This is a genomic window from Singulisphaera photorubra, from assembly GCF_045290345.1.
In the GTDB taxonomy this organism is placed as follows: Bacteria; Planctomycetota; Planctomycetia; order Isosphaerales; family Isosphaeraceae; genus Singulisphaera.
On the sequence record NZ_CP155447.1, the window covers coordinates 5,421,746 to 5,448,140 of the forward strand.

The following is a 26,395-nucleotide window of genomic DNA, read 5'->3' on the forward strand; positions in this document are numbered from 1 at the left end:
TCGAAATGAGACCCGCTCTCCAGGGATCCATCAAAGAAACGTGGGCGATTCCTGCCACCCAGCGCCACTAGCAAGTGGAGTCGGGGGAGGAGATTCGCCGTACCGAGGAACGCGTGACACTCTGCTCAATGGGGGGGGAGTTCGTCCTGAGTAGGCGGACGAACCGAATTGAGACTCAGTCTCACATCCGGTACAAGTTTGCCAACCTTGGACCAGCAAGTCAATAAGGAGGCACATTGTTTTTCTTGGCCACTCTTCACCGATGGGAACTCGTGAATAGGGAAGGGCCACAGCGCGGCTTTTCCCGACGGGACGGGGACGGGCCGCTTCGCGTTCGATCGGCCTCGCATCCTATTCAGCCGATCATCATAATGGGAGCAGGCGACGTCCCGGCTGCCCGTCGCTCCGACACACCAAGAGGTTTTGATGCATCTGATTGACAGGGTTTACGGCGAGGTGACGATCGATGACCCGGACGTGGTCGCCTTGATCGCATGCCCAACCTTCCAACGATTGCAAGGGATCAAGCAGGCAGGCCCTTCGGCGTTCGCCTTTCCCTTCAAAAAAGTGACCCGTCTCGAGCATAGCTTGGGGGTTTACCTCCTGTTGCGACGGCTCGGCGCCGATCGCCGCGAACAGGTGGCCGGACTGCTCCACGACATCTCCCATACGGCCTTCTCCCATGCGGTGGATTTCATCGTTTCCTCGGCGGAGCAGGATCACCACGAAGGGCTCAAGCCCGAGTTCCTCGAACGCCCGGACCTCGTGGCGGCCCTGAAGACGCTCGGGTTCAAACCGGCCGAGTTCTACGACGACTCGATCTACCCCCTCCTGGAGCGGCCGCTCCCCTGGCTTTGCGCGGATCGACTTGACTACTTCTTTCGCGACGGTCTGGCCTGCGGCGCGGCCACGCCTGAGAGCGTGGCACGCTTCCTGGCTCACCTCACCGTGATCGACCGGACCATCGTGTTCACGAACGCTGAGGTCGCCCGCGAAGCCACGGCGGCCTATGCCCTGATGAATCGCGAGTGGTGGGCTAGCCCCACCGAAGCCTACATCTACAATGAATTTGCCGATGCGCTTCGCGAGGGCCTACGGATCGGCCTGATCCAAAAGGACGACCTGCTGAGCGACGACGCCTCGGTGATGGCCATTCTGGAATCCTCGACCAATCCGCTGATTTCCGAGAAGCTCGATCGCATCGTCCGCTTCCGTCCCGAACGGCTCGAGGGCTACTCGCCCCGGGTGATTCCGAAGGTCCGCTGGCTCGACCCTCCGGTCCAGGTCGTCGGGTCGTACCAAAAACTCTCGGAGCTCTCCTGAGGTCGCGGCCTGACCTCCTTCCCCCCGAACGGACTTCGATGGACGAACTTGCGGCCGGGGGGGTTCTGAGGGAATCGGCGAAGAATCTCAATTTTCCGCGTTAGGTTTGCTCCCAAACCCCAGACTCTCTAGATAGCGGAGAGTGTCCGCGGCGAGGCCGGTCTTACCCAATGGTACGGCCTCGGGATTGATGTTCGTTCTTCGCTCTCCTCAGACTCGGAGGTATCGCCATGATCTCCGCGCTACTGGTCGGATCCGCCCTACTCGCGGCCGGCCCAACCCAGGAAAAGCTTGCGCCTCCCGACCTTGCCGCGTACGAAATCGCAAGGGAGGGCGTGGGGCAAAACGCCGACGCCCACGTCAGGCTGGCGCTCTGGTGCGAAGCTCATGGACTCCAGGCTGAGCGGGTCAAACATCTGGCCCTGGCGGTCTTGAACGACCCCTCCAATACGATGGCGCGGGGGTTGATGGGTCTGGTGGCGTACCGAGGTCGGTGGCAGCGTCCCGAGACGGTGGATGAGAAGATCAAGAACGATGCCAGGCTGAACACGGCCCTGGCGGAGTACAACGCCCGGCGCGAGAAGGCGGCCAATACGGCGGAGGCCCAGTGGCGGCTGGCCCTCTGGTGCGAGGAGCAAGGGCTGCAAGCCGAGGCCTCGGCCCACCTGGCGGCCGTCGTGCGACTGGACCCGAGCCGGGAGGCGGCATGGAAACGTCTAGGCTGCAAGAAGCACCACGGGCGATGGATGACCGAGACGCAGATCGCCGCCGAAAAGCGGGAGCGGGAGGCTCAGAAGAAGGCCGATGAGCGCTGGAAGCCATTGCTGACCCGGTGGCGCGGTTGGCTGGGCGAGAAACAGAAGCGGGATGCAGCCGAGCAGGCGTTCGCGACGGTCACCGACCCACACGCTGTCCCGTCAATCTGGGCGGTCTTCGTCGAGGGGAACGGAGGGGAACGGGGTCAGGCCAGGGCCGTGCAACTGCTCGGCCAACTTGACGCTCCACGGGCCTCTCGTGCCCTGGCGATGCTGGCCGTCTTCAGCGACTCGGCGGAGGTGCGGCGGACGGCGATCGAGACGCTCCAGGGCCGTGACACGCGCGAGTACCTCGCCTCGGTCATCACCCTGTTGCGCAAGCGTGTCAAGTACGAGGTCCGGCCGGTCGGAGGACCGGGCTCACCGGGAATTCTGTTCGTCGAGGGGCAGCGGTTCAACGTTCAGCGACTCTACGCTCCGCCGCCAATGCCTGACATTCCGATCTTCCCCGGCGAACTGGTGACCTACGACCCGTCCGGGTTGCCGGTCATCCAGCGCTACCTCGGCTCGTCGGTCGAGACCAAATCGGTGAGCCACACCGAAACGAGGCTCCGTGGCCCCGCTCCCGCGGCCACGGTAGCCCACGTGCTCCGCCAAGGAGCGAATCCTCGACGATTCACCGTCGGGGGGAGCGAGTCGAGGACCACGACCCAGACCACGACGACGCCCATCGAGCACTCGATCCAGATCCCGATCGGCCAACTCATGCTCCAGTACCAGACCGCGGCCCTTGTCGCACAGCAACAACAACGCAACGACATCCAGGTGGTCGAGGACTACAACAACGTCATCGGCACCATGAACGATCGGGCGACCCAGGTACTTCGAGGGGTGACGGGGGAGGACCTCGGTGAGGATCCCCAGTCCTGGACCGGCTGGTGGGTCGATCAGCTCGGCTATGCCTACAAGTCGCCACAGTCAGCGCCGGTGCCGACGCTTGTGGAGAACGTCCCGCTAGCCTACACACCGCCAGGCGTCTTCACACCCACTTTGAACCAGGCCGGCCCGTCGAATACCACAACCACGGTCATGAATTCGGTCTCACCCGGCGGCATGAGCCACAACTGCTTCAAGGCGGGCACGCCCGTCCGCACCCTGGCCGGCCCTCGGCCCATCGAGTCAATCCAGGTGGGCGACCAGGTCCTGACCCAGGACGTGCAGACCGGCGGCTTGAGTTATCAGCCCGTGCTGACCGTCTTCCACAACCCCCCCGGAGCGACCTTGCGGATCGAACTGGACGGTGAGTCGATTGTCGCCACAACCATCCATCGCTTCTGGAAGGCAGGGCAAGGCTGGGTCATGGCCCGCGACCTCAAGCCCGGTGATTCACTCCGCACCCTCGGCGGTACGGTCCGGGTCCAATCGGTCGAGACCGACCAGGTCCAGCCGGTCTTCAACCTGCAAGTCGCCACGGGAGCCAGCTTCTTCGTCGGTGCGACGGGCACGCTGGCTCACGACAATAGCCTGGTGGAGCCCGTGATGGCCCCATTCGACGCCCCGCCCCAACTCGCGACGCTCGCCACCAACGCGAAGTGAGCCCTGGTAGACGACGACACCTCATGGCCTCCGACGATCGCCTTTGACAGGATAGCCGTGGACTGAACGACTCTTCTGTCAGGGCGATCGGGAGCGTCCCATGGGGCCGACTGGCCGGAGATCCCGATTGGTGGTCGTCCGCGTCTCTCTCCGACGCCCCGGTGATGCACTAACGTGGAGTGTAACGCGTAGCCGTCTGGCTTCAGCCAACCCAATGAGAAACCCACCCCCTCGTCATCTAGAAATCCAAGTGTTTAGCTTTCCAATTCACACCATTCAATTACCATAACATTAATAAATCATTACCATATCACAATGCGCGTTATTTCTGATTTACAAATACCACCATTCCCTCCCCACGACATGGCTGTCGTTTCGCTTTCCGAAGAGTCAGGATTGAGCCCGAAATGACAATTGACACGGCGTTATCCTAAAGAGATAATCCACATCTTGCCTCCATGGATGAAGTGAAGAATAACCACAGGGATGTATCGTCATGCTTAAAAGCCGCCTTTACCACTGGCTGCCAGCAATCGTCATCGTCGGAACAGTCGCCCTGCCCCCGGCAAATGCCGACTCGATCAAAACAAGTATGGCTGGTTCTGAGGCATGGGGAAATTCAGGCAACGGGAATCCGTTTAATGGTGGAGAAGGTTGGGTCTTCGGATCTGGCTTCATGCGCACCCAGCAGATCTACGACATCTCCTCGTTTCAAACACCAATAACCAGCCCCGCCTATGTCACCCAGATCGCCTTCCGTAGTGACGCGAACCCTTTTACAGTAACCTATCCCGACATGCACATTGAACTTTCCACCACAACCAAGTCGGTGGATGGCCTCAGTGTGAACTTCGCCGAGAACACGGGAGCTGACTCCAAGGTGGTCTATGAAGGGGCACTCCCCCTCTTCAGCATGGAGCGAACGGGCAACCCTGCCCTTCCCGGGCCTTTCGATATCGTCATCAATCTACAGCATCCTTTTCTGTACGACCCGAGCGCAGGGCACCTTCTCCTGGATATCATCAATCCAAGCGGCCAGATTCGTTCGAGCCAGTTCGATTCGGCGGAGGGGCTGGGAGATTTCGTCTCGCGTGTTTACAGCTACACAGGTCAAGGTAGTCTGACGACCGGGTTCGCCGATAGTATTGGCCTGATCACCCAGTTCACTTTCAGCGATGACCCAACCCCGATCCCACAGCCTGAGCGCCCGACGGTTGTTCCGGAGCCATCATCGCTCGCAACCTTTGGCTTGACGCTCGTTGCCGCCGCCTTCGCCGGTCGCCGCCGGCGCCGTTCAACCGGCTCCCGTTGAATCAGTGCCCGCCGCCCTTTCCCCCCCCCCTCATATACCAGTGTCCGGAGTGGCAGCCCGAGCCAGCTCCGGACACTTGAAGTAGGCCCAACCTACTCGTATCAGATATCAGTGTGTATCTGCCTCTGCCTCCGGCGGGTTTGCTCTCACCGGTGCAACCGTGGGCTTCCGAAATTGGTCGAGCCAGCTCCTGACGTCTTCCTGAATCTCCTTGGTATGGAGAATAATCAAGGTTTCATTCTCTGCATCGATCGTGATTTTCCCATGACTCGCAAAAGGCAACGGATTCAAGTTCTCAACATGATCGATTTCCTTCCCTGACACGTCGCAAATCCTCCAGGTCCGCGGAGCGACCGATGATGCGAGCAGTTTGACCAGGGGGATCAGGTCGCCATGCTTTTCTGAATTCCCAGGCATCTTGCGGATCAAGTCGCCAGCGAAGTAAGCCGCAAGGACCATAGGTCCCTGAGACGGCGAAGTGATCATGATCACCCGATTCTCCACCCGGCAGGCAATATGTAGAGGCTGGAACATCACCCGAAACGCCGTCTTCCTTGGCAGGGTACAAACGGGAAGGTAGACCGGCGTGGCGAGTGTTACACCACTATTCTCCAGGGCCTTCTTGTCGACGACGAGATTCACCCCGGAGTCGCCTCGAATTCGCTCAATCATTTCCGAAAGTGTGCACGATACACCGTCCATTTCGATCGGAACCTCGAGCCATTTCTCAAGGTACTTCTCCTGATCTGCCTTCTCTTGGTCAACCAGCCCAGAGGCCACCTGCTCCCGAGGTGGATGAGCGACAGTGCTCGCTCCTCCCGATGTCACTCGGGTGAATGGTAACGATTCGGCGGGATCAGTCCCTGACTTGGGGTCAATCCCTTGGCTCTGCTGCGCGAGGACAAAGCCCCCCGCGGTCCCGAGCACAAGAAGAAACACCGCGACCTTTTTGAGGTTGGTCCAGAGCATCGTTCTCAGCACTCCTTTGGTCAGAGCGATCACCGACGCCGAGAGTGTCCCAGCCATCGTACCGCCGCTCGCATCGTGCCTTGTTGCCTCCTGCACCGTCGCCGCGGCGAGGCACACCATTTCCCGGGCCGTTGCCACTTCGGCGGAGAGCAAGCCGCCGAGCATCCCCGCCGACAGCCCCAGTCCGCGTCGAGCCAACCGCCCGCTTAATTGCTCGCGTGCCCGGAACAGGCGGCTCTTGATTGTGCCGACCGGGCACCGAAGTTGTCGGGCCGCTTCCTCGTGACTGAGCCCCTCAAGATCGCAGAGGATTACGGGGGACCGATATCGTTCTGGTAGCCGCGCCAGTTCATCGTCGATCACCGCGCGAAGCTCCCAGCGAGCTGAGGCCTCCTCGTGCGCCGGCAAATGTTCCGTGCCGTCAGATGTCTCCCGCGCCCGTCGTCGGGTCACGTCGGCTCGGATTCGCGAGACGACGCGATGGCAGACTCCGTAGAGCCAAGGCGCCAGCGAATCCTCGACCTTGACGGTCTTCGCCTTGCGAACCAGCACGAGAAAGGTCGCCTGGAACGCGTCCTCGGCATCATGAGGGCTGGTGAGCATGCGAAGGCATGTGCCCAGCACCATCGGCCCATGCCGCGTCACCAGGGCGGCGAATGAAGCCTCGGCCACATCGCCAGGCTGATTCGCAAAGCGCGAGAGCAATTCGGAGTCCGTCAGGCCAGCGACCGTCCCCGCGGTGAAGAGTGTCCGTGTGTCCCGTGAGAGGGCCGTCGCTGTGGCTCTGCCCATTTTTCTTTCCATTCCATTGGCGTCTCTTGCCTCCTCCCTCTTAAATACACGAGGCCAGGGAGCAGGTTCCCACTTTTTTCAATTTCTTGCAGGGAAACCAGCCACGGCTGGAGCCCCACTCCGCTCCACCGGAACGCCAGGAACAACAAAGGGCAACAAAAGTCCTCGAAGAAATCGACTTTCGAGGATGTGCACGGCCCGGTCCACGCCTGTGTTTTTTCAGGCCGGTTCGCCCTCAGATCGAGTGCCGCCCCCGCTCCGACGAGGCACCTCGTAGCGAAGTTCCGCGAACGCCTCGCCGTAGGGCGTGACTGAGACCAGTCGCAGCGGAGGAGTTGTGATCGCACGCGGAAACAGGGGCGCTCCACCGCCCAGGGTCACCGACGAGACCTGGATGATCAACTCGTCGAGCAGGCCGTGGTCGTGGAACTTGCCCGCCAACTCGCCACCGCCGACGATCCAGATGTTCTTGCCCCCCGCCGCTACGACCATGTCACGGTGCACCGGCCGGACGTCACCGCTCGCGAACCGGATGTCTGCGCCGGGGATCGAGGGGAGTGATCGCGTGGTGAAGACCCAGGTCGGCTGCTTATAGGGCCAGGGTTTCGGCTGGTCGGACTCCAGTCGGATTTCATGGCCCAGGAGCCACTCATAGGTGGTCGACCCCATCGCGATCGCGCCGATGTCCCGGATAAAGGACGGGTAGCTCGTCTCCTCGACCGCGCCGAACTGCATGAGCCAGTCGAGAGAGTTCTCGGGGTCCGCGATGAACCCGTCCAGGCTACTGGCTGTGTAATACTGGGTTTTCATGGCAAGACAAGTCTCACTCCGCTGACCATCCGTTCTTTGGTTGGAGCAGATCCCACTGGTTGCCGTACAGGTCCTGGAAGACCGCAACGGTCCCGTAAGGCATCTCCCGAGGGGGGCGCACAAAAACGACGCCCTTGCTCCGATACGCCGCGTAATCACGCTCGAAGTCGTCGGTGTAGAGAAAGAGGAATACCCGGCCCCCGGTTTGGTTCCCGACATGCGCCGACTGCTCCTCGTTCGAGGAGCGAGCCAGCAAGATACCGCCGTAACGAGCACCGGGCGGGCGAACCACGACCCATCGCTTGTTCTGCTCCGGCACCGGCGAGTCTTCGATGAGATCGAAGCCGAGGACGCCAGCATAAAAGCCTATCGCTTCGTCGTAATCTCGCACCACGACGGAAACAAGCCCGAGGACCTGGGACATTCGCGTACTCCTGCGCATCGATCTGTTACGCCGAACAACAACATACCTCGTTTTACTTTGCGTCCATGCGTCACCTCAGTCCATCCTGACAAGCTCGCTTCAGCCGCATTGGAAATCCGTGTGGAGCTTCGTGAAATCCCTGCGGGCGATGTCGCGAGGATCAGCCCAGAAGTAGAGGAATCCCCCGTCGCCCCAGCCCATTTCCGCGTGATCGTCGCTCCCGAGTTGGAACAGGAGCCGGAGGTTCCTGTCCGCAACCTCGTCCACAAAGCACTGAATGTAATCGGCGTAACCGAGTAGGAGATTCCGCGTGGGGTAGCCAAGTCGCTGGCTGCACACCGAGTCGTAGTCGCTCACGACCTCGGAGAATTTCTCCCAGGTGCCCTCGTCCCAGCCGAGCCTGGCCACGTCCGGCTCCCCGGGATTGTTCGGCAGGCACACGATAGGTACGAACTCCGCGACGGCGGCCGGGAAGGAGTTCACGCCATCGGGCACCGGATGCCGCCGCAGCGTCCCCAGGTCCTCGTGATAGAGGATGCGCGTCCAGTCGGGGGCGGGTTCGCCGTCCGGAATCTGCGGATCGGCGTCGTCCTCGACCTGCCATCCCCAGACCGAGAAGAACGACAGGATGCCGCTCGCGGGCAGGCCTCCGCGTTGCGCGCCCTCTGGCAGCTCGTTGAGATTGATCTGCGCAAGGAAGGCGAGCGGCTTGCCGTCGCGATAGACCGGCCATTCCAGCCCTTCGGGCAGGTCCGGTTCTCCCCCGATCTTCGTCCGGCCCACCGACAGTTCAAAGCCGTCAGACCGCTCCGTGCGCAAGAGGTACGCCGGGCGTGCGAGTTGCTCAATCTCGGACCGCCGGTCCGCCAGGCCGCGGAAGACGATCAACTCCGAGAGGATCTCCTCCGTCCCTAGCCCGCGCTGGAGCATCGAGATCCGAAGATGCTGGGCGGCGTCGAGCTCGTCGTACAGAAGCTGGTAGGAGTGATCGACGAGCTGCAGGAGCGTCTCCGCCGGGATCGAGCCGTCAAGGATAACGTCAGTCCACGTCCAGCCCTCGGTCTCCCAATGCATGCGTTCCGAGACGCTGACCGCGGACGAAACCGCCTCGAGCTGATTTCTCAGGTCATCGCCGCACCGGATCATGAGGACGGGAGCAGGCTCGTCGAGATAGATTTTCGCAAAGGTGTCGAGAAATCCCTCCAGGATGCCAAAGTCGTCGCGATCATCCGATCGGCTTGTCACTCCGGGCTTCTCGATGCACCTCTGCCGTAGCGATATGATGAGATCGTTCAAGACAAGGATTCTCCTATTGGCCCGAAGCGGCGGCTTATTTCTGGGCGACGAGTTTCTCACGGAAGGGGAACGGCGGCAAGATTGGCACCGTTCGCTGCCCCCTACTCCTCGGCCTTGATTCCCTGGCTGATCCTGAAGACGTGGCCATCGGGATGGCGCACATGCATCTCGCGGACGCACCACGGCATGTCGGTCGGCGGGAACGCGACATCGAGTCCCTGCTCCAGGCAGTGCTGGTGGACCGCGTCGGCGTCCTCGACCCAGACTGACATCCAGACCCCCTTGTCGGCCGTCTCGTCGCCGCCGGGGCCGAAGGTCGCCTTCACGCCGCCGTTACCGCGTCCGCCCTGGGCGCCTTGGCACAGGAAGATTTCGCAATCACCCGAGCCGACGGCCCCGAATGCGGGAGGGTCGCCCCAGTCCCAGAGCTTCTTCCAGCCGAGTTTCTCAAACCAGGCGAAGCTCTGCCCGATGTCCGAGACGTTCAGGATCGGCGTCAGCCCCTTCGCGAGCATCGTCATCCTCCTTCAACCACAAAGTTGACACTCCCCACGTCTAAAGGCGGGGGATTCTCGGTTCGACACCAACAGCCTCGATACGAGGTCTTACACTGGCTCCCCGAGCGTTTCGACTCTCCGTCTGCCCGACGGCGAGCATCCTCAACCCTTCGTCCCTGATGTTGCACGCGGCGAGGAAGTCCCGCTTGTGATGGGCCCCGCATTCGCAATCCCACTCCCGATCTTTGAGCGTGAGATTGCCATTGAGGGCGCCGCATGCGTTACACATCTTCGACGAAGGGAACCAGCGGTCGATGACCACCAGATGTTTGCGGTTCCACAGGCACTTGTATTCGAGCTGACGGCGGAATTCCCCCCACGAGGCATCGGTCACGCTCTTGGCCAGCTTGGTTCTCGCAAGGCCCTTCACGCTCAGATCCTCGATGCAGAGGCCGGCATGCTTTCCAACGAGTTCTGTGGACAACTTATGCAGGAAGTCGTTCCTTTGGTTGGCGGTCTTCCGGTGGATGCGAGCCACCTGGATTCGGGCCTTGATCTTCCGCTTGCTCCCCGGCTTGCGGCGGGAAACGGTTCGTTGCGCCTTGCGAAGTTTCTTCTGAGACTTGCGGAAGCACTTCGGGGCCGGGATCGGCTCCGATCCATCGGAGAGCGTGGCGAAGTCGATCAAACCCAGATCGATGCCGACCGACCGTTCCGGAGAAGGCGGCGACAGAGGTACGTCCGGCATCTCGAATTCGGCCGTGAGGCTGACATACCACTTGCCATCGACGGAACGGCGGAACGTGGCGCTTTTGGTCGGCTCATCGACGGGCTGGCTCTGATAGATGCGGACGGGGCCGATCTTGGGGATGACGACCTTGCCGTCGACAACCTTGACCCGCTGGGGGATGCGGAATCGCGCCCGGTCTCGCTTCCGGTTCTTGAACCTGGGGAACTTCGCCTTCATCCTCGGGTTGAAGTGGTTGTCGTAGGCTTGATACAGATCCTTGAGCACCTGTTGCAACGCCTGAGAATCCGCGTCCTTGAGCCACGCCGTCTCGGACCGGGTCTTCAGTGCGGTCAACTCGGACGAGAGGGCGCTCATCGGGAGCGTCTTTCCGAATTCCCGGTAGTGCTCTTTCCGTCGCGAAAGCGCCCAGTTCCAGACCCACCGCCGAGCACCAGCCATGCGGTTAAGAGTATGGGCCTGCGCCTTCGTGGGCTTCATCCGGAATCGGTAGACTTTGCGATGCTTGGCCATGACTGTATTGTAATTGTGTTGTGTTCACAAATCAATAAAATTCACGCCTTATATCCCCACGGATAAATCCGGGGGCTTTACGGCTAATCCTCGGTAAGTAACTGGCATCAACCTCTCCGGCCCTGCGCAGTCACCGGGAGCTTTGCACGGCGGCTGTCAATGGGCCTGAACCGTTACTTCGGCAGGGTCCCGCGACCCGAAATGATCGCCGACACCCGAATGTTCATCGCTCAGTCACTCGGCTTCTTTGCCCTTTACCTGCCCGCCTTGGCGACGCTGACGGTCGGCGGGATCGGGTTGATCCTGCGTAAGCCGTGGGGTTACGAGATCCCCGAACTCATCTTCGTAAACTCGCGCGTTAATTCCATTGGTGACTTGATCCAATTTACCCATCAGACTGAAATATCCACCATGATGAACGATGCCAGTGATCGAGTTGCTTCCGAGATCCTGAAACTTGCCGCAACCGGACGATTCCCTCCTCGCTTCTACGGTCCCGTTTCCGAGGAGACGATCGTGCAGGCGGAGAACGAACTTAACCTCAAGTTCCCATATAGTTACCGCGAATTTCTTCGGCACTTTGGCGCGGCGTACATGCTGGGATATAGCTTCGACGGATTGACAAACCCCGATCCTGATTCGGCCGAGATGCCTGACTTTCTGAACTTGGTGGATACGGCCAAGCAGGACTGGAAAGGGATCGCCGGCATCGGCATGCCTGAGTATCTCCTCCTCTTCACCCACGACGGAGGCGATTTCGGCTTTTATATCGACACATCGATTCACGACGAACGTGGCGAAAGTCCGATCCTCATCTTTGGCCCGGGCGCGGACGGTATTCAAGTCGCCACCGACTTTCTCGATTTTCTTCGGAAGAAGAGCAAGCGTGAGCGACTTTATTGATGATGAGCTGGTTTACGCTCCCCTGAAGTCGGGGGGGGTTGAGGTCTCCAAGGTCCGAGAGGCACGGCCACCCGTCGAACCCCGAGACCTGGCCATCGTGCGGCCAGGATCAGCCGTCGTGGGTGCCTGAGGAGTGCGATCGCCAGAGAGGGACCCCGGCGCGCGACAAGGCCCCCCGCTTGCGAGGCGTAGTGGAGGTCGACTGACAGGGCTTCGAGGCGAGCTTGGTCCGAGAGCTTGCCTTCGCGAGCGAGGGCTCGAACGAAGTTGCGACCATCCGCCAACGGTCCTCCTTGCCGGGGCAGTGGTGCGTCGGCGGTGTACGACCCGAAGCAAGGCTCGAAATCCGGCCCCAGGGCCTCGACCAGGGAGGGCCACGCCCGCGTCACGGAACGGGCCCGCTTCCGCGCGAGAGCCAGGGTAGCCGCACGGACGTGCCCCGGAATGAAGCCGTCGGGGGGGCCAGCCTGTCCGGTCAGGGCTCGAACGAGCTCGGCCTGTTGGGCGGCCAGCAACTCTCGCGGATCAAGCGACACCTTGCTTCCTCCGGTCGTCCCCCCGCAAGACCGCGGATCGAATCGAGTTCAGCTCCGAAGCAACCGCCGCGTCAGGGGGAAACTTGTCGTCGCGCTCGAGGAGAACGCCAGGCAGGGCCGTTCGGACCGCCAGTTCTTCGAGGAGGTCGAGGACGGGGGGAGCGATCGGGTGGGCGTGTGTATCGTGGTAAAGTCCCTCGCGCTCGACACCTCCGGCGACATGGACGTACGCAAGTCGATCGAGCGGAAGGCGATCCAGATACGCGAGCGGATCCCAGCCGTGGTTTCGCGCATTGGCGTGGACGTTGGCGATATCGAGCAGGAGCAACGCGCCCGTGCGTTCCAGCACCTCAGCGATAAACGAAGCCTCATCCATCTCGGCATGGGGCCACTCCACCAACGTCGCCACGTTCTCCAGGGCAAGGGGAACCGGCAACGCGTCCTGGGCCAAACACACGTTCGCGACCAACAGGTCCAGCATCGCGCGCGTGCGGGGCAGAGGAAGAAGATGCCCCGCCTCGACCCCACCGGCGCGGACGAACGCGATATGCTCGCTGACCACGGGGGCTCCGAGCCGCGTTGCCAGTCGTCCCAACGCCTTCAGCCACGTGCGGTCGAGCGGTTCGGCACCACCGAGTGAGAGCGTCACTCCGTGCGGGATCACGGTGACGCCTCGATCGCGGAGCCGCTCAATCGGAGCCGGGAGCGAACCCGAGGCGTCGAAGTCTTCGGCGAGCACCTCGACGAACCCCAAGTCGCGGTGGCGTTCGATCAGCAACGCAAGCTCCGGGCGCCAACCGAGGCCCAGGCCGAGTGTTGGTACCCCGGCCCCCATCAGCTCGCGCCCCCGCATCCGCCACATCCACCCCCTCCACAGCCTCCCCCTCCGCCGAAGTCGCCCGATCCGCCATCGCCTCCCCCAACACTCGGTGGGGGTGTCAGGGCAATTCGCAGGTCGTTCAAGGGGCCACCCGCCAGGATTCCCGTGCCGAATAGGGCCACGGCTAGTGTCAGGTCAGGGCCGACCAGATCGGCCGCCCGCCGCGAGCCGGTCGACTGTAGCGCAGCGTTCTGATTGCGAAGCTGTTGCAGCACATGATCGCCCCATCGCGATCGATGCGGGCGAACGCACAAGAAACCGATCTCGATCAGCGTTGTGGCCAGGCAAAGAGCGACCAGGAAGGAGACGGGCTTGTCACGCGAGATGCCGACCTGGATCTTGGCCAGACCGAGGAGCAGGACCGCAAGGATCGGTATCGTCCGCAACAATTGGGCGCCCCACACTGCCTCGTTATCCATGAGCAAGCCGAGACTGGTCAGTCGTAACCGAATCGCTTCGAGTGCCGGCTTCGCAGCCTGTCGGGCGGTCGCGATCTTCCGACCAAATTCGCTGGCGCCGGTATTCGGGGCGACGGCTTGCTCGAGAGGGTGAAGTAGATCATCAGACAGGGAGCCTACCGCGTCGATCGTCCTCCCGGCGGGGTTGACCTTCACCAAGTCACGGTGCACCAGGCTCGCGATCGTCGCATCCACGGCCGACAGCTCGCCTCCCGCCAGGTAGGCGACATCGTACGGGTCAAGGTCCAGAGTCTCGGGGCCCGGGCCATCTGAAGGGGAGCGAGATGCCCACCGGATTACCGCCGTAAGGGCGACGGCGCAGGCCAGCAGGAGAAGATATAAGCTGAGAAATTGGGGACCCGTCAAGTTGAGCAGATCCATCGGGAACCCTCCACAGGCCAGGCGTCTCCTTCGCTGGATCCGCGAACGCCCCACCTGATCGGACCATGATGCCTTGCCCTGGAATAGGGCCGACATCGGAAAGCGATTTGCTTCCGCGAATTGATCGAGACTACATTGTCTCGGGAATCGGATCCAATGCAATGGATTTCCTGACCTCGCGACTCAACCCGCCGGGAGAAGATCGGCGAGACGCACAGCGACTCGATTCTCCGATCAAAGGTGGGCTCTCCGCCCCGAAGACTTTCGGAACGGAGCGGTAGGAGACGCGCGGCAGTGAGGCAAAGCTACGCCGAACCCGGCATGCACCTATCAACGATTTACGATTGGTCAGCGGTCTGAATCAGGTTTTCCCGTTGTGCCAACGATGATGCCACGGCCGATCGCGTTGTAGTCGGGAGAAACGGGTTCGGCGAAGTTTTACCGGCACTTACTTCCAACCCAAGGCCATTGATCGTTTGCGACCACCAAGTCAGACCTCATGAGTCCCCGCCGAGATCGCCTGGTTAAGCCTTTCGATCTCAAGGGAAGGAACGCGCAAGGCGATATGTCGAACCCAGGCAGGGTCGGGGTTGGGGAAATCGCGCCGCGTGTGGACGCCGCGCGACTCTTCTCGCTGGCTCGCGGCGGCGATCATCAAGCGTGCCACCATCAGCATATTTTGCATGGTCCAGCCGGCAGGGTCGGTGAAGGCGTGGCCGAGGACGTACCTCCGCCAGAACTCGACCTGTTCGGCGGCTTCGGCCAGACCGGAAGCATCGCGTGTGATGCCCACGGCCCGCCACATCAGGGAGCGCAACGAGTCACGGATATCGGCGAGGTCGAGGGTTTCGTGGCCTCCCTCGACCGGAGCGCCGGCGATGGGGGGCACTTCGAGGCGGGTCGGTCCTTCGGTTTCGAGCATCCTCACAATATCCTCGGCAGCGCGTGCTCCGTGGACGAGACCTTCGAGGAGGCTGTTTGAGGCAAGGCGATTGGCTCCGTGCAGGCCGGAGCTGGTGACTTCTCCCGCGGCCCAGAGACCGGGGAGCGTGGTCCGACCGTCGTGATCGATCGTCACGCCACCGATCATGTAGTGTGCGCCGGGGCGGACCGGGATGGGGTCACGGGTCATATCCAGGTCGAAGCCACGGCAGAGCCGGTCGATCCCTGGGAACCGGCGGCGGATGTAGGCAGCATCAAGGTGCGACAGATCGAGATAGACGCTCGGGTGCCGGGTCTTGACCATCTGCTCGGTGATCGCCCGAGAGACGTCGTCGCGAGGAGCGAGTTCGGCGAGCGGGTGATACTCGGGCATGAACCGGTGGCCGTTCCGATCGCGGAGGTAGGCCCCCTCCCCTCGGAGCGCCTCGGTCAGAAGGTGACGGGCCGAGCCGGCAATGTAAAGCACCGTCGGGTGGAACTGCATGAATTCCATGTCGCGGAGCTCGGCCCCCGCGCGATAGGCCAGCGCGTGGCCATCGGCCGTGGCGATCGCGGGGTTGGTCGTCTCGCGATAGAGTTGACCGGCTCCCCCCGTTGCGAGCATCACCGCGCGGGCCCAGACCAGGGCAGGGCCGCGTCTGCGATCCCAGACCAGGGCGCCTCGGCACCGGCCCTCGTGCGTGAGCAGGTCGATCGTGAAGCTGTTCTGCCAGATCCGTGTGTTGGGCCGGGCGCTCGCCTTGAGGATGACAGCCCGCATGACTTCCAGGCCGGTCGCATCCCCCAGCGCATGGACGATCCGAGGGTGCGAGTGCCCCCCCTCGCGGGTGAGCGCCACCTGGCCGTCGACCTGATCAAAGTGGGTTCCCCACTCGATCAACTCAGCGATTCGGCGGGGCGCTTCGCGGACGACCATCGCAACGACTTCGGGATCGCAGAGGCCCTTGCCGGCGGCAAGCGTGTCGGCGATATGATCCTCAAAGTGGTCCTCGGGATCGAGCACCCCCGCGATTCCGCCTTGCGCGTAGCTACTGTTGCTCTCGCGAACTTCATCCTTGGTGACGACGAGAACTCGGTGAGACTCACCGATCCCGAGCGCGGTGCGCATGCCCGCAACGCCTCCGCCAATGATCAGAACGTCCGCGAAGTGATGGGGCAACTCCCTCGGATCGAAGCCAACGAGGTAGCGACGGGGCAGATCGAGCGGGGCGGACATGTGGGTCTCACGCGTGAGTGTCATTGCCATGAAACAATGGGCAGGTGAAGCCGAGCCTCCCTGCCCATTGTCAGTGATCGTCGGCCCGTCCTGGGTTACTCGGTGCCGGGGCCCGAGGTCACAGGCCGGCGCGACTTGGATCGCGAGAGACTGCTCTTATACGCTTCAAAGCCGCTCCGCAGCTCGCGAGGAACTTCGAAGCGAGCACCTTGAACGTTGTCACGAAGGTCATCCTGAGCCACGCTTCCCTTCGCACGATCCGTCCTGTTGCCAAGACGAGCGTTCGGGTTCAGCTCGGGAAGCGTCCGGTTCGGGTCGAAGGTCCGGTCGACGCCCGGTTTGACCTGAATCTCACGGCCTGGACCGGCGGGAGCCTTGTCGAGCTTCTTCATCTTCGTCACGAACTGCTCCATCTCCTCGCGGGACATCCCGGTCGCTTGCTCAAGTTCGGGTGTGACCTGGTTTCGTTTGAGGAGCTCTTCGAGCTTGTTGAGAACGAGGTCGGTCTGGGGCACGTCGGGCGCGACGGTCTCAGCCGAGTTCGCAGGAGGCGTTTCCGCCCGAGGGGGGAGTTCGCCCTTGTCGTCCGTTGAGGGAACCATCGGCTCACCGGCATCACCAGGCGCAGATCGTCCGCCACCCGACGGCGTGGTGCCGCCCCCTTTGCCGCCCCCCTGCCCCTTCTGCTGGTCTTGAGAAGCTCCCGGGCCCGCTTTCTGACTCGTCTCCCCAGTAGGTTGGCCCGTCGCGGGTCCCTCCTGGCGCTGCTCCGGTGTTCCCGGAGCCGGTGAGCCATTGGCCCCTTCTCCATTACGCCCCGATCCCTGCGAAGGAGCATCGTTCGGCCTTGCGGAATCGCCCGTGGGCCTGCCTTCACCCGAACGTTGGGCGGCGTTTGGATCCGTTGCTGATTTCTCGGTTCCAGAGGGCTTCACCGCCTGTTCCCCAGCGCCTCGCCCCATGTTCCCTTGAGGATGCGATTGATTACCAGTTGGGGAGCCCGAACCCGGCTGATTACCGGATGGAGAGCCCGATCCCGGCCGGTTGCCGGATGGGGAGCCCGAGCCCGGCTGATTACCGGTTGGGGAGCCCGAACCTGGCTGATTACCAGTTGGAGAGCCCGAACCTGGCTGATTACCAGTTGGGGTGCCCGAGCCCGGCTGATTACCAGTTGGGGAGCCCGATCCTGGCTGATTGCCGGATGGAGAGCCCGAGCCCGGCTGGTTGCCGGATGGAGAGCCCGAGCCCGGCTGGTTGCCGGATGGAGAGCCCGAGCCCGGTTGATTGCCGGATGGAGAGCCCGAGCCCGGCTGATTGCCGGATGGGGAACCCGACCCCGGCGACCCTTGCTGGCCACCCCCACCCGGCTGATCACCGGGAGAGGAGCCAGGACCGGGCTTCGAGCCTGAACCACCCGAGCCCCCCGACCCCGACTTCGATCCTTGTTCGCCGCCCGACGGGGACGGGCTGCCGGGAGAGGAGCTCTGATTGGATTGCGTTCCGGACTGATTATCCGCTGAGCCGCCCGAGGAGGACTGGCTACCACCAGAAGGACTAGGAGGAGCAGCCGGATTTTGAGGTGGCGCGGATGGCATCGCAGGCGGCTCCTGGGGCTCGGGCTGCCGCTGCTCCGGAGGCGCCGGTTCCTCTTCAGGCTGCTGAGGCTTGCGTTCGGCCTTTTTCTTCTCCTGTTCCTTCTTTGGAATTTCGTATTTTGGCCCTTTGTCCTCAGCCTTTTTCTCTTGATCCTTCTTGGCCGCGGCCTTCTCTTGTTCCTTCTTGGCCGCAGTCTTCTCTTGAGCCTTCTTGGTCGATTCGGGCTGCGGCCGATTCTTGGTTTGGTCCGACTTCTTGGTCGTCGCCGTAGCCTTCTCGGTCGCCTCTTTCTGCGTTTTGGATTGTTCGTCCTTGGTCGAGGGCGATTCCGAATTTCGACCGGTCGCGGCCTTCTGCTGATCCGTCAGGTTAGAGGGACGAGTGTTCTCTTGCTGGTCCGGCTGAGCTGACGGATCCGCTGCGTTTTTTTTCTGAGGCTCACCGGCTCGCGCGTCGGGGCGCCCTGTTTCATTGCGGTCCACTGGCCGCTTGTTCTCGTCCGGCTTCATCCCCGGCTGTTCACGCGGGTCTGTGGAATTCCGCTGTTGGTTTGGTGAGTCTTTAGCCCGATTCTCCGCGTCAGGCATCGGCTGCGTGCCGGGTTGCTGCTGCTGCGCATCGCCAGGCTTCTGCATGCCACCAGGCTGCGGTTGCTGCGCGTCGCCAGGTTTCTGGGCACCGCTAGGCTGCGGTTGCTGGGAATCACCGGGTTTCTGGGCACCGCCAGGCTGCGGTTGCTGGGATTCACCGGGTTTCTGGGCACCGCCAGGCTGCGGTTGCTGGGAATCGCCAGGCTTCTGCGCACCACCAGGCTGCGGTTGCTGGGAATCGCCAGGCTTCTGGGCACCACCAGGCTGCGATTGCTGCGAGTCGCCAGGTTTCTGCATGCCACCAGGCTGCGGTTGCTGCGCGTCGCCAGGCTTCTGGGCACCGCCAGGTTTCTGTGCGCCACCAGGCTGCGGTTGCTGCGAGTTACCAGGCTTCTGCACGCCACCAGGCTGCGGTTGCTGAGAATCACCGGGTTTCTGGGCACCGCCAGGCTGCGGTTGCTGGGAATCGCCAGGCTTCTGCTGTTGTGCGCCACCAGGCTGCGGTTGCTGGGAATCACCAGGCTTCTGGGCGCCACCAGGCTGCGGTTGCTGGGAATCACCGGGCTTCTGCTGTTGTGCGCCACCAGGCTGCGGTTGCTGGGAATCACCGGGTTTCTGGGCACCGCCAGGCTGCGGTTGCTGGGAATCGCCAGGTTTCTGTGCGCCACCAGGCTGCGGTTGCTGCGCGTCGCCAGGCTTCTGGGCACCACCAGGCTGCGGTTGCTGGGAATCGCCAGGTTTCTGTGCGCCACCAGGCTGCGGTTGCTGCGCGTCGCCAGGCTTCTGCACGCCACCAGGCTGCGGTTGCTGAGAATCACCGGGTTTCTGGGCACCACCAGGCTGCGGTTGCTGGGAATCGCCAGGTTTCTGTGCGCCACCAGGCTGCGGTTGCTGCGCGTCGCCAGGCTTCTGGGCACCACCAGGCTGCGGTTGCTGGGAATCGCCAGGCTTCTGCGCACCACCAGGCTGCGGTTGCTGGGATTCACCGGGTTTCTGGGCACCGCCAGGCTGCGGTTGCTGGGAATCGCCAGGTTTCTGTGCGCCACCAGGCTGCGGTTGCTGCGCGTCGCCAGGCTTCTGCACGCCACCAGGCTGCGGTTGCTGAGAATCACCGGGTTTCTGGGCACCACCAGGCTGCGGTTGCTGGGAATCGCCAGGCTTCTGCTGTTGTGCGCCACCAGGCTGCGGTTGCTGGGAATCACCAGGCTTCTGGGCGCCACCAGGCTGCGGTTGCTGGGAATCACCAGGCTTCTGCTGTTGTGCGCCACCAGGCTGCGGTTGCTGGGAATCACCGGGTTTCTGGGCACCGCCAGGCTGCGGTTGCTGGGAATCGCCAGGCTTCTGCTGTTGTGCGCCACCAGGCTGCGGTTGCTGGGAATCACCGGGCTTCTGGGCACCACCAGGCTGCGGTTGCTGGGAATCGCCAGGTTTCTGTGCGCCACCAGGCTGCGGTTGCTGCGCGTCGCCAGGCTTCTGGGCACCGCCAGGTTTCTGTGCGCCACCAGGCTGCGGTTGCTGCGAGTTACCAGGCTTCTGCACGCCACCAGGCTGCGGTTGCTGAGAATCACCGGGTTTCTGGGCACCACCAGGCTGCGGTTGCTGGGAATCACCGGGCTTCTGCTGTTGTGCGCCACCAGGCTGCGGTTGCTGGGAATCACCGGGTTTCTGGGCACCGCCAGGCTGCGGTTGCTGGGAATCGCCAGGTTTCTGTGCGCCACCAGGCTGCGGTTGCTGCGCGTCGCCAGGCTTCTGGGCACCACCAGGCTGCGGTTGCTGGGAATCGCCAGGCTTCTGCGCACCACCAGGCTGCGGTTGCTGGGATTCACCGGGTTTCTGGGCACCGCCAGGCTGCGGTTGCTGGGAATCGCCAGGTTTCTGTGCGCCACCAGGCTGCGGTTGCTGCGCGTCGCCAGGCTTCTGGGCACCACCAGGCTGCGGTTGCTGGGAATCGCCAGGTTTCTGTGCGCCACCAGGCTGCGGTTGCTGCGCGTCGCCAGGCTTCTGCACGCCACCAGGCTGCGGTTGCTGAGAATCACCGGGTTTCTGGGCACCACCAGGCTGCGGTTGCTGGGAATCGCCAGGCTTCTGCTGTTGTGCGCCACCAGGCTGCGGTTGCTGGGAATCACCGGGCTTCTGGGCACCACCAGGCTGCGGTTGCTGGGAATCGCCAGGTTTCTGTGCGCCACCAGGCTGCGGTTGCTGCGCGTCGCCAGGCTTCTGGGCACCGCCAGGTTTCTGTGCGCCACCAGGCTGCGGTTGCTGCGAGTTACCAGGCTTCTGCACGCCACCAGGCTGCGGTTGCTGAGAATCACCGGGTTTCTGGGCACCACCAGGCTGCGGTTGCTGGGAATCGCCAGGCTTCTGCTGTTGTGCGCCACCAGGCTGCGGTTGCTGGGAATCACCAGGCTTCTGGGCGCCACCAGGCTGCGGTTGCTGGGAATCACCAGGCTTCTGCTGTTGTGCGCCACCAGGCTGCGGTTGCTGGGAATCACCGGGTTTCTGGGCACCGCCAGGCTGCGGTTGCTGGGAATCGCCAGGCTTCTGCTGTTGTGCGCCACCAGGCTGCGGTTGCTGGGAATCACCGGGTTTCTGGGCACCGCCAGGCTGCGGTTGCTGGGAATCGCCAGGTTTCTGTGCGCCACCAGGCTGCGGTTGCTGCGCGTCGCCAGGCTTCTGGGCACCGCCAGGTTTCTGCTCGCCACCGGGTTGTTGTTGCTGCGCGTCGCCAGGTTTCTGGGCACCGCCAGGCTGCGGTTGCTGGGAATCGCCAGGTTTCTGTGCGCCACCAGGCTGCGGTTGCTGCGCGTCGCCAGGCTTCTGCACGCCACCAGGCTGCGGTTGCTGAGAATCACCGGGTTTCTGGGCACCACCAGGCTGCGGTTGCTGGGAATCGCCAGGCTTCTGCTGTTGTGCGCCACCAGGCTGCGGTTGCTGGGAATCACCGGGTTTCTGGGCACCGCCAGGCTGCGGTTGCTGGGAATCGCCAGGCTTCTGCTGTTGTGCGCCACCAGGCTGCGGTTGCTGGGAATCACCGGGTTTCTGGGCACCGCCAGGCTGCGGTTGCTGGGAATCACCGGGTTTCTGGGCACCGCCAGGCTGCGGTTGCTGGGAATCGCCAGGCTTCTGCGCACCACCAGGCTGCGGTTGCTGGGAATCGCCAGGCTTCTGCTGTTGTGCGCCACCAGGCTGCTGCGATTGCTGGGGATCGGATGGGGTCTGGTTCGGAATCGCACCTCGCGCCACATCGGAAGCGTCACCGCGCGGTTGCTGCGGGTTGCCCGGTTGCGAATTCTGGGGAGCAGAATTGGGCGAGCCCGGCTGCGGTGGTGATGCTTGTGAGACTGGTTCTCGTGCGGCGTTCGCGCCAGTCTGCGGCGCCCCCTGAGACGGACCACTCTTCGGCGAGTTGGCCGCGGAGGAGTTGGTGTTCTCGGTACCGCTGCCTGATCCGTTGGAAGGCTTCGGTGGATTGATCCCGAGCGACTTTTGCAACTCGCGGAGCTTTTGGAGGTCGTCCGGAGACATGGGACGCGGTTCGCGTTGGTCGGCTTTCTGCGCCGGGGCCTCGGTCGAGTCGACGGTCCCCTGATCCTCCTTCTGCGCACCAGGCTGATTCGCTTCTCGCGAGTTCTGAGAATCCGCACCTTCGCCTCGGTCGCGCGGCTCTTGGTCAGGCCGAGGTTGAGGGGCCGGCTCCGACGGCTCGGGTTCGGAACTCTCGGCGACAGCCTTCTGCTGTTCCTCGTCCTGTCGTTTCTCTTCCTGAGCCTTTTGATCGGCTTGCTTCTTCTCACTCGGTGGGAGCGGTGCCGTGATCTTGATCTTCTGCCGCTGGGTTTCGAACCGGTTCGACTGCGGCTCCTTGGTATCACGGACCGTGAGCCAGTACTCCACTTCCGAACCAGGTTCGACCTTCCACGAGGCCAGGTCGAGCAGCTCGGTCCCCCGGAAAGTGGTGGTTGGGGGTCGTTGCTCGAGCAAGTTCTTCGAGAGGAGCGTCTCCCCCTTCTGGTGAACGTGCAGTGTGACGTCCTTGACGCCATGGTCGTCACTGGCCTTCATCACCAAGGGGACTTGTACGTTGCTCGGGACCTCGATTTCAGGGGTCTCGGGTCTCTCGAACGAAGCCGTCGGCGCATGGTCGGGCAACGCAATAATGTCATGGACCACGGGGTCGGGGTTCATCTGACCGCCGGTCGTCCGGAACTTGATCGTGTAGCTGCCCGACTTATCGACCTTGAACTTCCCGACCAACTCCTTGGGGTCCGATGAGGCGACCTCCATGGCAACCGCGTCAGCCTTCGGGAACGAGAGGGCAGCCGAGCGTGCAGGCTCGTTCGTGCGTGCGTGGACCGTCACGATCGTCCCCTCGATCGCCTCGACGTTCCCTCCCTCGATCCCCGGGCGCCGATCGAGCTTGAGATAGCGGGGAAAGTCGTAGTCGATCGAGACCGACGTCACCATCGGGGCGGGGGTCACTTCGACGTGGTACTTCAGGGACTCGGCGTCACCGCCCGTGAGATAGTAGTCGAGGCTCTGCTGAACGTTATGAAGCGCCGTTTGCCAGGGGTCGTAGCGATTCGCGCCCGGCGTAAACTCCTGAACCGTATAAAACTTCCCGCCATCCACGCTGTAGTGGAGCAGGACACGGTCGGGGCGGAGCCCTTGTGAGACGTCGACGAAGAAGGGGACATGACTCCCGGCCACGACCTGGGAAAGTTCCGGGTCATCGCCCGGCTTGATGTTCATGAGCCGAGTATTGGTCGGTCGAACCACATCCGCCAAAAGCGCCCGCTTGGCCGAGTCGAAAATACTCTTGGGCGTCAGAAAGGCATAGAGGCAGAACAGAACGAGAACGGCCGAGAGCGTGTAGGCAACCTGGATCAGCCTGCGTTGATTGACGACGGCATCGATCTCGATGCCGGTCAGGTCGTTCACCGCCTTGGCCTCGATCGCGGTCATGGCCGCCTTCGAAATCTCGGTCCGACGCCGTTTCAGGTCGAGATAGTTGATCAGGCTGTTCTTGAAGGCGGGATCAGACTCCTCGATCGTCTTCGCCGCATAGAGGCCATTGACCCGCCCGATCAGAGGCAGGCCAATTCTCAGGACCGCAAACGCGATCCCTCCCGTCAGACCGGTGAACAAGACAATTCGCCGCAGCCAGATCGGCAGACCAAACGCATGGTCGAGCACCACCTCCACAAATAGGAGCGCAATCGCCGACACCACCAGGATCAGGCTGGAGGTCAGCAGGTCGGTCATCTTGATCCGGGACCGGGTCCTGCTGAGCTGGTGATCGATGTATTGCTCATAGTCCAGCATCTTGCCGTATGGCTGCGTGCTCGATGCCATGGATGCGGACTCCCTGGAGACAGATGTGAGGGGGCGCGGTGGCTCACGCTATTATACGTTTCGGAGAGCGGAAAAAGCGAACTCGCCGCGCTGATTCCCGATTCTGACAAAGTGATGAGGAACCTTGGAGGCGAGGCCGGGCAATCGACCGGCGGCGAGGCCGTTCTCAACGCCCCTGGGTCATCGCCTCCGCGACCATACGAGGGGCCACGGTCGTCAGGGTTTTCCCGGTTCGCGCGGCAATCCGGGCGGTCGCGAAGTAGGTGTTGGGTGCAAACTCATCGATCGACCACCGAGCGATGGCCCGCACAAACGGACCGTCCTTTGGCCCGAAGGGTTCCATCACGGCCGGGATGGACTTCACCACCTTCCCCTCGGTGTCATGAATTCGAATCTCAACCAGCCCGACAATTTCCGTGAAGGCGGGAGGGATTGCCACAACTCCTTGAACCTGCGCCCGTTCGGGCTGGACCCAGGGCGTATCGACCCAGAATGGGAAGCTCGCGGGGCCGACGATGCTCAAGTAGTCCGGGTCAAACGCCTTGACCAGCTCGACCTTGCCTTGCGAGGCCGGTTGTTGGACCGAGAGAGGCGAACCATAGGTGAAAGTTCGATCGGTTCGGGTCTTACCGTCGCCACTGCAAAGTTCAGCGTCGAGGGCGAAAACAGCCCCAAGCTTGGGCGAAAACTCGGGGAAATTGGCCCAGGGAAGTTTGAACTCGCACTCGTAGCCGTTGGCATTACTCGACGCGGCGATCTCGACGCCCTTCAAAACGATGTTACTGGTAGCGATCCCGCCCCGAATCACCCACCGCGGCTTGATATCGGCACCTTGAAACGGCGAGTAATAAAGATGGATCGCTCCGGTGGTCCAGTCCTTACTTCGAAGGGCATCGCCCGAGCGAGTGTCGAGATAAAACTCGACGGCGTCCCCATTAAAGCTGGACTGCAAGGGGGCGGGGTTGGCCTGCATCCGGTCGAGACAACGGAGGCCAATATACAGCGCCTCGTCATCCCACATATAAAAGAACTGTGCCGCGCGATTCTCAGGGGACTTATGGTTGTAGGCGAGCGGCGTGCAAAAGGCTTGCGACCACTCGAGGAGCCGGCCGTCCATTTCGACCTGGCTCGGGGCCAGCGTCACCAGGCCACGCACCCCTTTTGTGAGGGGGACGGGGGCAAGTTCGTTGCCGCGAGCCATCAGTGGGCCGAAGACCAGGAGGGCCAGGCCGACCCCGAGAGTATTGCGCATCGTCAATCGTCTCTTTAGCACGGGGGAGTGGGACCAATCCGTCTCGGACGCAGAAGTCCGAATGCTACGGGCCGTTGCGGCCCGTTGCAAGCGGGGGACGGTCGGGAGCAAGGCGACCGTCCAGCGGCTCAGGCCCACTCCACCGTCCGGTCACCTTTGACGACCTCGCCGATCACCCAGGCCGGAAGTTTTGCCTCGGACGTGATGTAGCGAGCGATCGCGTCGGCATAGTAGTCAGCGACGACCATGACCAGTCCGATACCCATGTTGAAGACCCGGTCCATCTCGGCCTCGGGAACGTTGCCGAGCTTCTGGAGCCAGGGGAAAACCTTGGGGATATCCCATGAGCCGCGGCGGAGCCGGACCGAGCAGCCCTCTGGGAGGATTCGTGGGGTGTTATCGACCAGGCCGCCGCCGGTGATGTGTGCGATGCCGTGGACGATCCGCTTCACTCGGTAGTGGCGGTAAACCGTCTTCATGGCCCGAACGTAAATCCGGGTCGGCTCGAGGAATTCATCGGCGACCGTCCGGCCCAGTTCGGGTACGAAAGTGTCGGGCTGGAGGCCGGCGGCGTCGAGCGCAATCTTTCGCGCCAGGCTGTAGCCGTTGGAGTGGAGCCCCGAGCTGGCGATGCCAATCACCTTGTCTCCCGGGCGAATTTCCTTACCGTCCAGGATGTGCTTGCGTTCGACGACTCCCAGGCAGAACCCGGCCAGATCGTACTCGCCGGCCTTATAGAAGTCGGGGAGGATTGCGGTCTCGCCACCGAGCAAGGCGCACTCGGCCTCAATGCAACCGTCGCTGATCCCCTGCACGACGTCCCGCGTCAACTTGGGATCATCTTTGCTCATGGCCACGTAGTCGAGAAACAGGAGCGGTTCGGCGCCGGCGCAAAGGCAGTCGTTGACCGACATCGCGACCAGATCGATTCCGACCGTCGCGTGCCTGCCGGTGGCGAAGGCCAGCTTCAGCTTGGTGCCAACCCCGTCGGTGGACGCGACGAGGACCGGGTCGCGGTAGGTGCGGGTGAGGAGCCCGATCTTGGCGTCGAGCCGGAACAGACCGGCGAACCCGTCCTTCCACTCGATCACCCGCGCGGGAGTCAGCGGGTAGGTCCGTTTCAACAAGGGGGGGAGCTGGGCCATTGTTTCCTCGTAGGTATCGAGGTCAACGCCAGCGGCCCGGTAATCGATCGACTCGGACATAAAAACATCCGCGGGGCTTTGAGGTCGGCCAGGTGCACGCCCGGTCTCA

19 protein-coding genes are annotated in these 26,395 nt (G+C 62.6%); 5 read left to right on the forward strand and 14 right to left on the reverse strand.

Features of this window, described 5'->3' with window-relative positions:
• The first annotated feature begins 426 nt into the window (after positions 1-426).
• The 3 genes from V5E97_RS20515 (at position 427) to V5E97_RS20525 (ending at position 4,986) form a co-directional block, all read left to right on the forward strand.
• Positions 427-1,323: an HD domain-containing protein gene (locus V5E97_RS20515; protein ID WP_406693380.1), complete on the forward strand. Its 897-nt coding sequence runs from the start codon at positions 427-429 to the stop codon at positions 1,321-1,323.
• Positions 1,324-1,553: 230 nt separating this feature from the next.
• Positions 1,554-3,674, forward strand: coding sequence for a polymorphic toxin-type HINT domain-containing protein (locus tag V5E97_RS20520; protein WP_406693381.1), 2,121 nt, complete (start codon positions 1,554-1,556; stop codon positions 3,672-3,674).
• A 496-nt stretch (positions 3,675-4,170) separates the two neighbouring features.
• A complete protein-coding gene (locus V5E97_RS20525; RefSeq protein WP_406693382.1) occupies positions 4,171-4,986 on the forward strand; it encodes a PEP-CTERM sorting domain-containing protein in 816 nt (271 codons plus the stop codon).
• A gap of 108 nt (positions 4,987-5,094) precedes the next feature.
• Here V5E97_RS20525 and V5E97_RS20530 read toward each other — a convergent pair whose 3' ends face one another.
• The 6 genes from V5E97_RS20530 to V5E97_RS20555 form a co-directional block, all read right to left on the reverse strand.
• Positions 5,095-6,747, reverse strand: a complete 1,653-nt coding sequence (locus tag V5E97_RS20530) for an RNA polymerase sigma factor (RefSeq protein ID WP_406693383.1) — start codon at positions 6,745-6,747, stop codon at positions 5,095-5,097.
• Between the two features lie 219 nt (positions 6,748-6,966).
• Positions 6,967-7,557 carry a dihydrofolate reductase family protein gene (locus tag V5E97_RS20535; protein WP_406693384.1) on the reverse strand — a complete coding sequence of 197 codons (591 nt, stop codon included), beginning with the start codon at positions 7,555-7,557 and terminating at the stop codon, positions 6,967-6,969.
• A 13-nt stretch (positions 7,558-7,570) separates the two neighbouring features.
• Complete coding sequence (locus V5E97_RS20540; protein ID WP_406693385.1) at positions 7,571-7,981, reverse strand: VOC family protein; 411 nt, start codon at positions 7,979-7,981, stop codon at positions 7,571-7,573.
• Between the two features lie 99 nt (positions 7,982-8,080).
• Positions 8,081-9,226, reverse strand: a complete 1,146-nt coding sequence (locus tag V5E97_RS20545) for a DUF1963 domain-containing protein (protein WP_406693386.1) — start codon at positions 9,224-9,226, stop codon at positions 8,081-8,083.
• A 152-nt stretch (positions 9,227-9,378) separates the two neighbouring features.
• Positions 9,379-9,792, reverse strand: coding sequence for a bleomycin resistance family protein (locus V5E97_RS20550; protein ID WP_406693388.1), 414 nt, complete (start codon positions 9,790-9,792; stop codon positions 9,379-9,381).
• Between the two features lie 40 nt (positions 9,793-9,832).
• The gene (locus V5E97_RS20555; protein WP_406693389.1) at positions 9,833-11,035 is read right to left on the reverse strand and encodes an RNA-guided endonuclease InsQ/TnpB family protein; all 1,203 of its coding nucleotides are present in this window, start codon (positions 11,033-11,035) and stop codon (positions 9,833-9,835) included.
• A gap of 159 nt (positions 11,036-11,194) precedes the next feature.
• On the opposite strand from V5E97_RS20555, the gene V5E97_RS20560 reads away from it, so the two are divergent.
• On the forward strand, positions 11,195-11,938 hold the full coding sequence (locus tag V5E97_RS20560; protein WP_406693390.1) for an SMI1/KNR4 family protein: 744 nt from the start codon (positions 11,195-11,197) through the stop codon (positions 11,936-11,938).
• Here V5E97_RS20560 and V5E97_RS20565 read toward each other — a convergent pair.
• From V5E97_RS20565 to V5E97_RS20590, 6 genes are all read right to left on the reverse strand, one after another.
• Positions 11,932-12,474 carry an SCO6045 C-terminal-like domain-containing protein gene (locus V5E97_RS20565; RefSeq protein ID WP_406693391.1) on the reverse strand — a complete coding sequence of 181 codons (543 nt, stop codon included), beginning with the start codon at positions 12,472-12,474 and terminating at the stop codon, positions 11,932-11,934. The two genes, V5E97_RS20560 and V5E97_RS20565, sit on opposite strands and share 7 nt — an antisense overlap.
• Positions 12,464-13,336 (reverse strand): MbnB/TglH/ChrH family RiPP precursor modification enzyme, encoded by an 873-nt coding sequence (locus V5E97_RS20570; RefSeq protein WP_406693392.1) that lies wholly within the window; start codon positions 13,334-13,336, stop codon positions 12,464-12,466. The genes V5E97_RS20565 and V5E97_RS20570 overlap by 11 nt, the downstream gene beginning before the upstream one ends.
• Positions 13,309-14,193 carry a TIGR04222 domain-containing membrane protein gene (locus V5E97_RS20575; protein ID WP_406693393.1) on the reverse strand — a complete coding sequence of 295 codons (885 nt, stop codon included), beginning with the start codon at positions 14,191-14,193 and terminating at the stop codon, positions 13,309-13,311. Before V5E97_RS20575 ends, V5E97_RS20570 begins: the two co-directional genes overlap by 28 nt.
• A 490-nt stretch (positions 14,194-14,683) precedes the next feature.
• A complete protein-coding gene (nadB, locus tag V5E97_RS20580; protein WP_406693394.1) occupies positions 14,684-16,351 on the reverse strand; it encodes an L-aspartate oxidase in 1,668 nt (555 codons plus the stop codon).
• A 95-nt stretch (positions 16,352-16,446) separates the two neighbouring features.
• Entirely contained in the window at positions 16,447-16,953 is a 507-nt protein-coding gene (locus tag V5E97_RS20585) for a hypothetical protein (protein ID WP_406693396.1), read from the reverse strand.
• 1,499 nt (positions 16,954-18,452) lie between these two features.
• The gene (locus V5E97_RS20590) at positions 18,453-22,181 is read right to left on the reverse strand and encodes a hypothetical protein (RefSeq protein ID WP_406693397.1); all 3,729 of its coding nucleotides are present in this window, start codon (positions 22,179-22,181) and stop codon (positions 18,453-18,455) included.
• 1,048 nt (positions 22,182-23,229) lie between these two features.
• Between V5E97_RS20590 and V5E97_RS20595 the strand changes: the two genes are divergently transcribed.
• Positions 23,230-23,745 (forward strand): hypothetical protein, encoded by a 516-nt coding sequence (locus V5E97_RS20595; RefSeq protein ID WP_406693398.1) that lies wholly within the window; start codon positions 23,230-23,232, stop codon positions 23,743-23,745.
• Between the two features lie 310 nt (positions 23,746-24,055).
• Here the strand turns inward: V5E97_RS20595 and V5E97_RS20600 are convergent, their stop codons facing one another.
• Positions 24,056-25,141: a sugar-binding protein gene (locus V5E97_RS20600; protein ID WP_406693399.1), complete on the reverse strand. Its 1,086-nt coding sequence runs from the start codon at positions 25,139-25,141 to the stop codon at positions 24,056-24,058.
• Positions 25,142-25,269: 128 nt separating this feature from the next.
• Positions 25,270-26,346, reverse strand: coding sequence for a phosphoribosylformylglycinamidine cyclo-ligase (gene purM, locus V5E97_RS20605; protein ID WP_406693400.1), 1,077 nt, complete (start codon positions 26,344-26,346; stop codon positions 25,270-25,272).
• Between the last annotated feature and the right edge of the window lie 49 nt (positions 26,347-26,395).

Bases quoted from the DNA above. Each gene is read 5' to 3' on its own strand.
- V5E97_RS20515 (WP_406693380.1), top strand. From the start codon at position 427: ATGCATCTGATTGACAGGGTTTACGGCGAGGTGACGATCGATGACCCG.
- V5E97_RS20520 (WP_406693381.1), top strand. From the start codon at position 1,554: ATGATCTCCGCGCTACTGGTCGGATCCGCCCTACTCGCGGCCGGCCCA.
- V5E97_RS20525 (WP_406693382.1), top strand. From the start codon at position 4,171: ATGCTTAAAAGCCGCCTTTACCACTGGCTGCCAGCAATCGTCATCGTC.
- V5E97_RS20530 (WP_406693383.1), bottom strand. From the start codon at position 6,747: ATGGGCAGAGCCACAGCGACGGCCCTCTCACGGGACACACGGACACTC.
- V5E97_RS20535 (WP_406693384.1), bottom strand. From the start codon at position 7,557: ATGAAAACCCAGTATTACACAGCCAGTAGCCTGGACGGGTTCATCGCG.
- V5E97_RS20540 (WP_406693385.1), bottom strand. From the start codon at position 7,981: ATGTCCCAGGTCCTCGGGCTTGTTTCCGTCGTGGTGCGAGATTACGAC.
- V5E97_RS20550 (WP_406693388.1), bottom strand. From the start codon at position 9,792: ATGCTCGCGAAGGGGCTGACGCCGATCCTGAACGTCTCGGACATCGGG.
- V5E97_RS20555 (WP_406693389.1), bottom strand. From the start codon at position 11,035: ATGGCCAAGCATCGCAAAGTCTACCGATTCCGGATGAAGCCCACGAAG.
- V5E97_RS20560 (WP_406693390.1), top strand. From the start codon at position 11,195: ATGGGCCTGAACCGTTACTTCGGCAGGGTCCCGCGACCCGAAATGATC.
- V5E97_RS20570 (WP_406693392.1), bottom strand. From the start codon at position 13,336: ATGTGGCGGATGCGGGGGCGCGAGCTGATGGGGGCCGGGGTACCAACA.
- V5E97_RS20575 (WP_406693393.1), bottom strand. From the start codon at position 14,193: ATGGATCTGCTCAACTTGACGGGTCCCCAATTTCTCAGCTTATATCTT.
- nadB (WP_406693394.1), bottom strand. From the start codon at position 16,351: ATGTCCGCCCCGCTCGATCTGCCCCGTCGCTACCTCGTTGGCTTCGAT.
- V5E97_RS20585 (WP_406693396.1), bottom strand. From the start codon at position 16,953: ATGGTTCCCTCAACGGACGACAAGGGCGAACTCCCCCCTCGGGCGGAA.
- V5E97_RS20595 (WP_406693398.1), top strand. From the start codon at position 23,230: ATGACTCCCGGCCACGACCTGGGAAAGTTCCGGGTCATCGCCCGGCTT.
- V5E97_RS20600 (WP_406693399.1), bottom strand. From the start codon at position 25,141: ATGCGCAATACTCTCGGGGTCGGCCTGGCCCTCCTGGTCTTCGGCCCA.
- purM (WP_406693400.1), bottom strand. From the start codon at position 26,346: ATGTCCGAGTCGATCGATTACCGGGCCGCTGGCGTTGACCTCGATACC.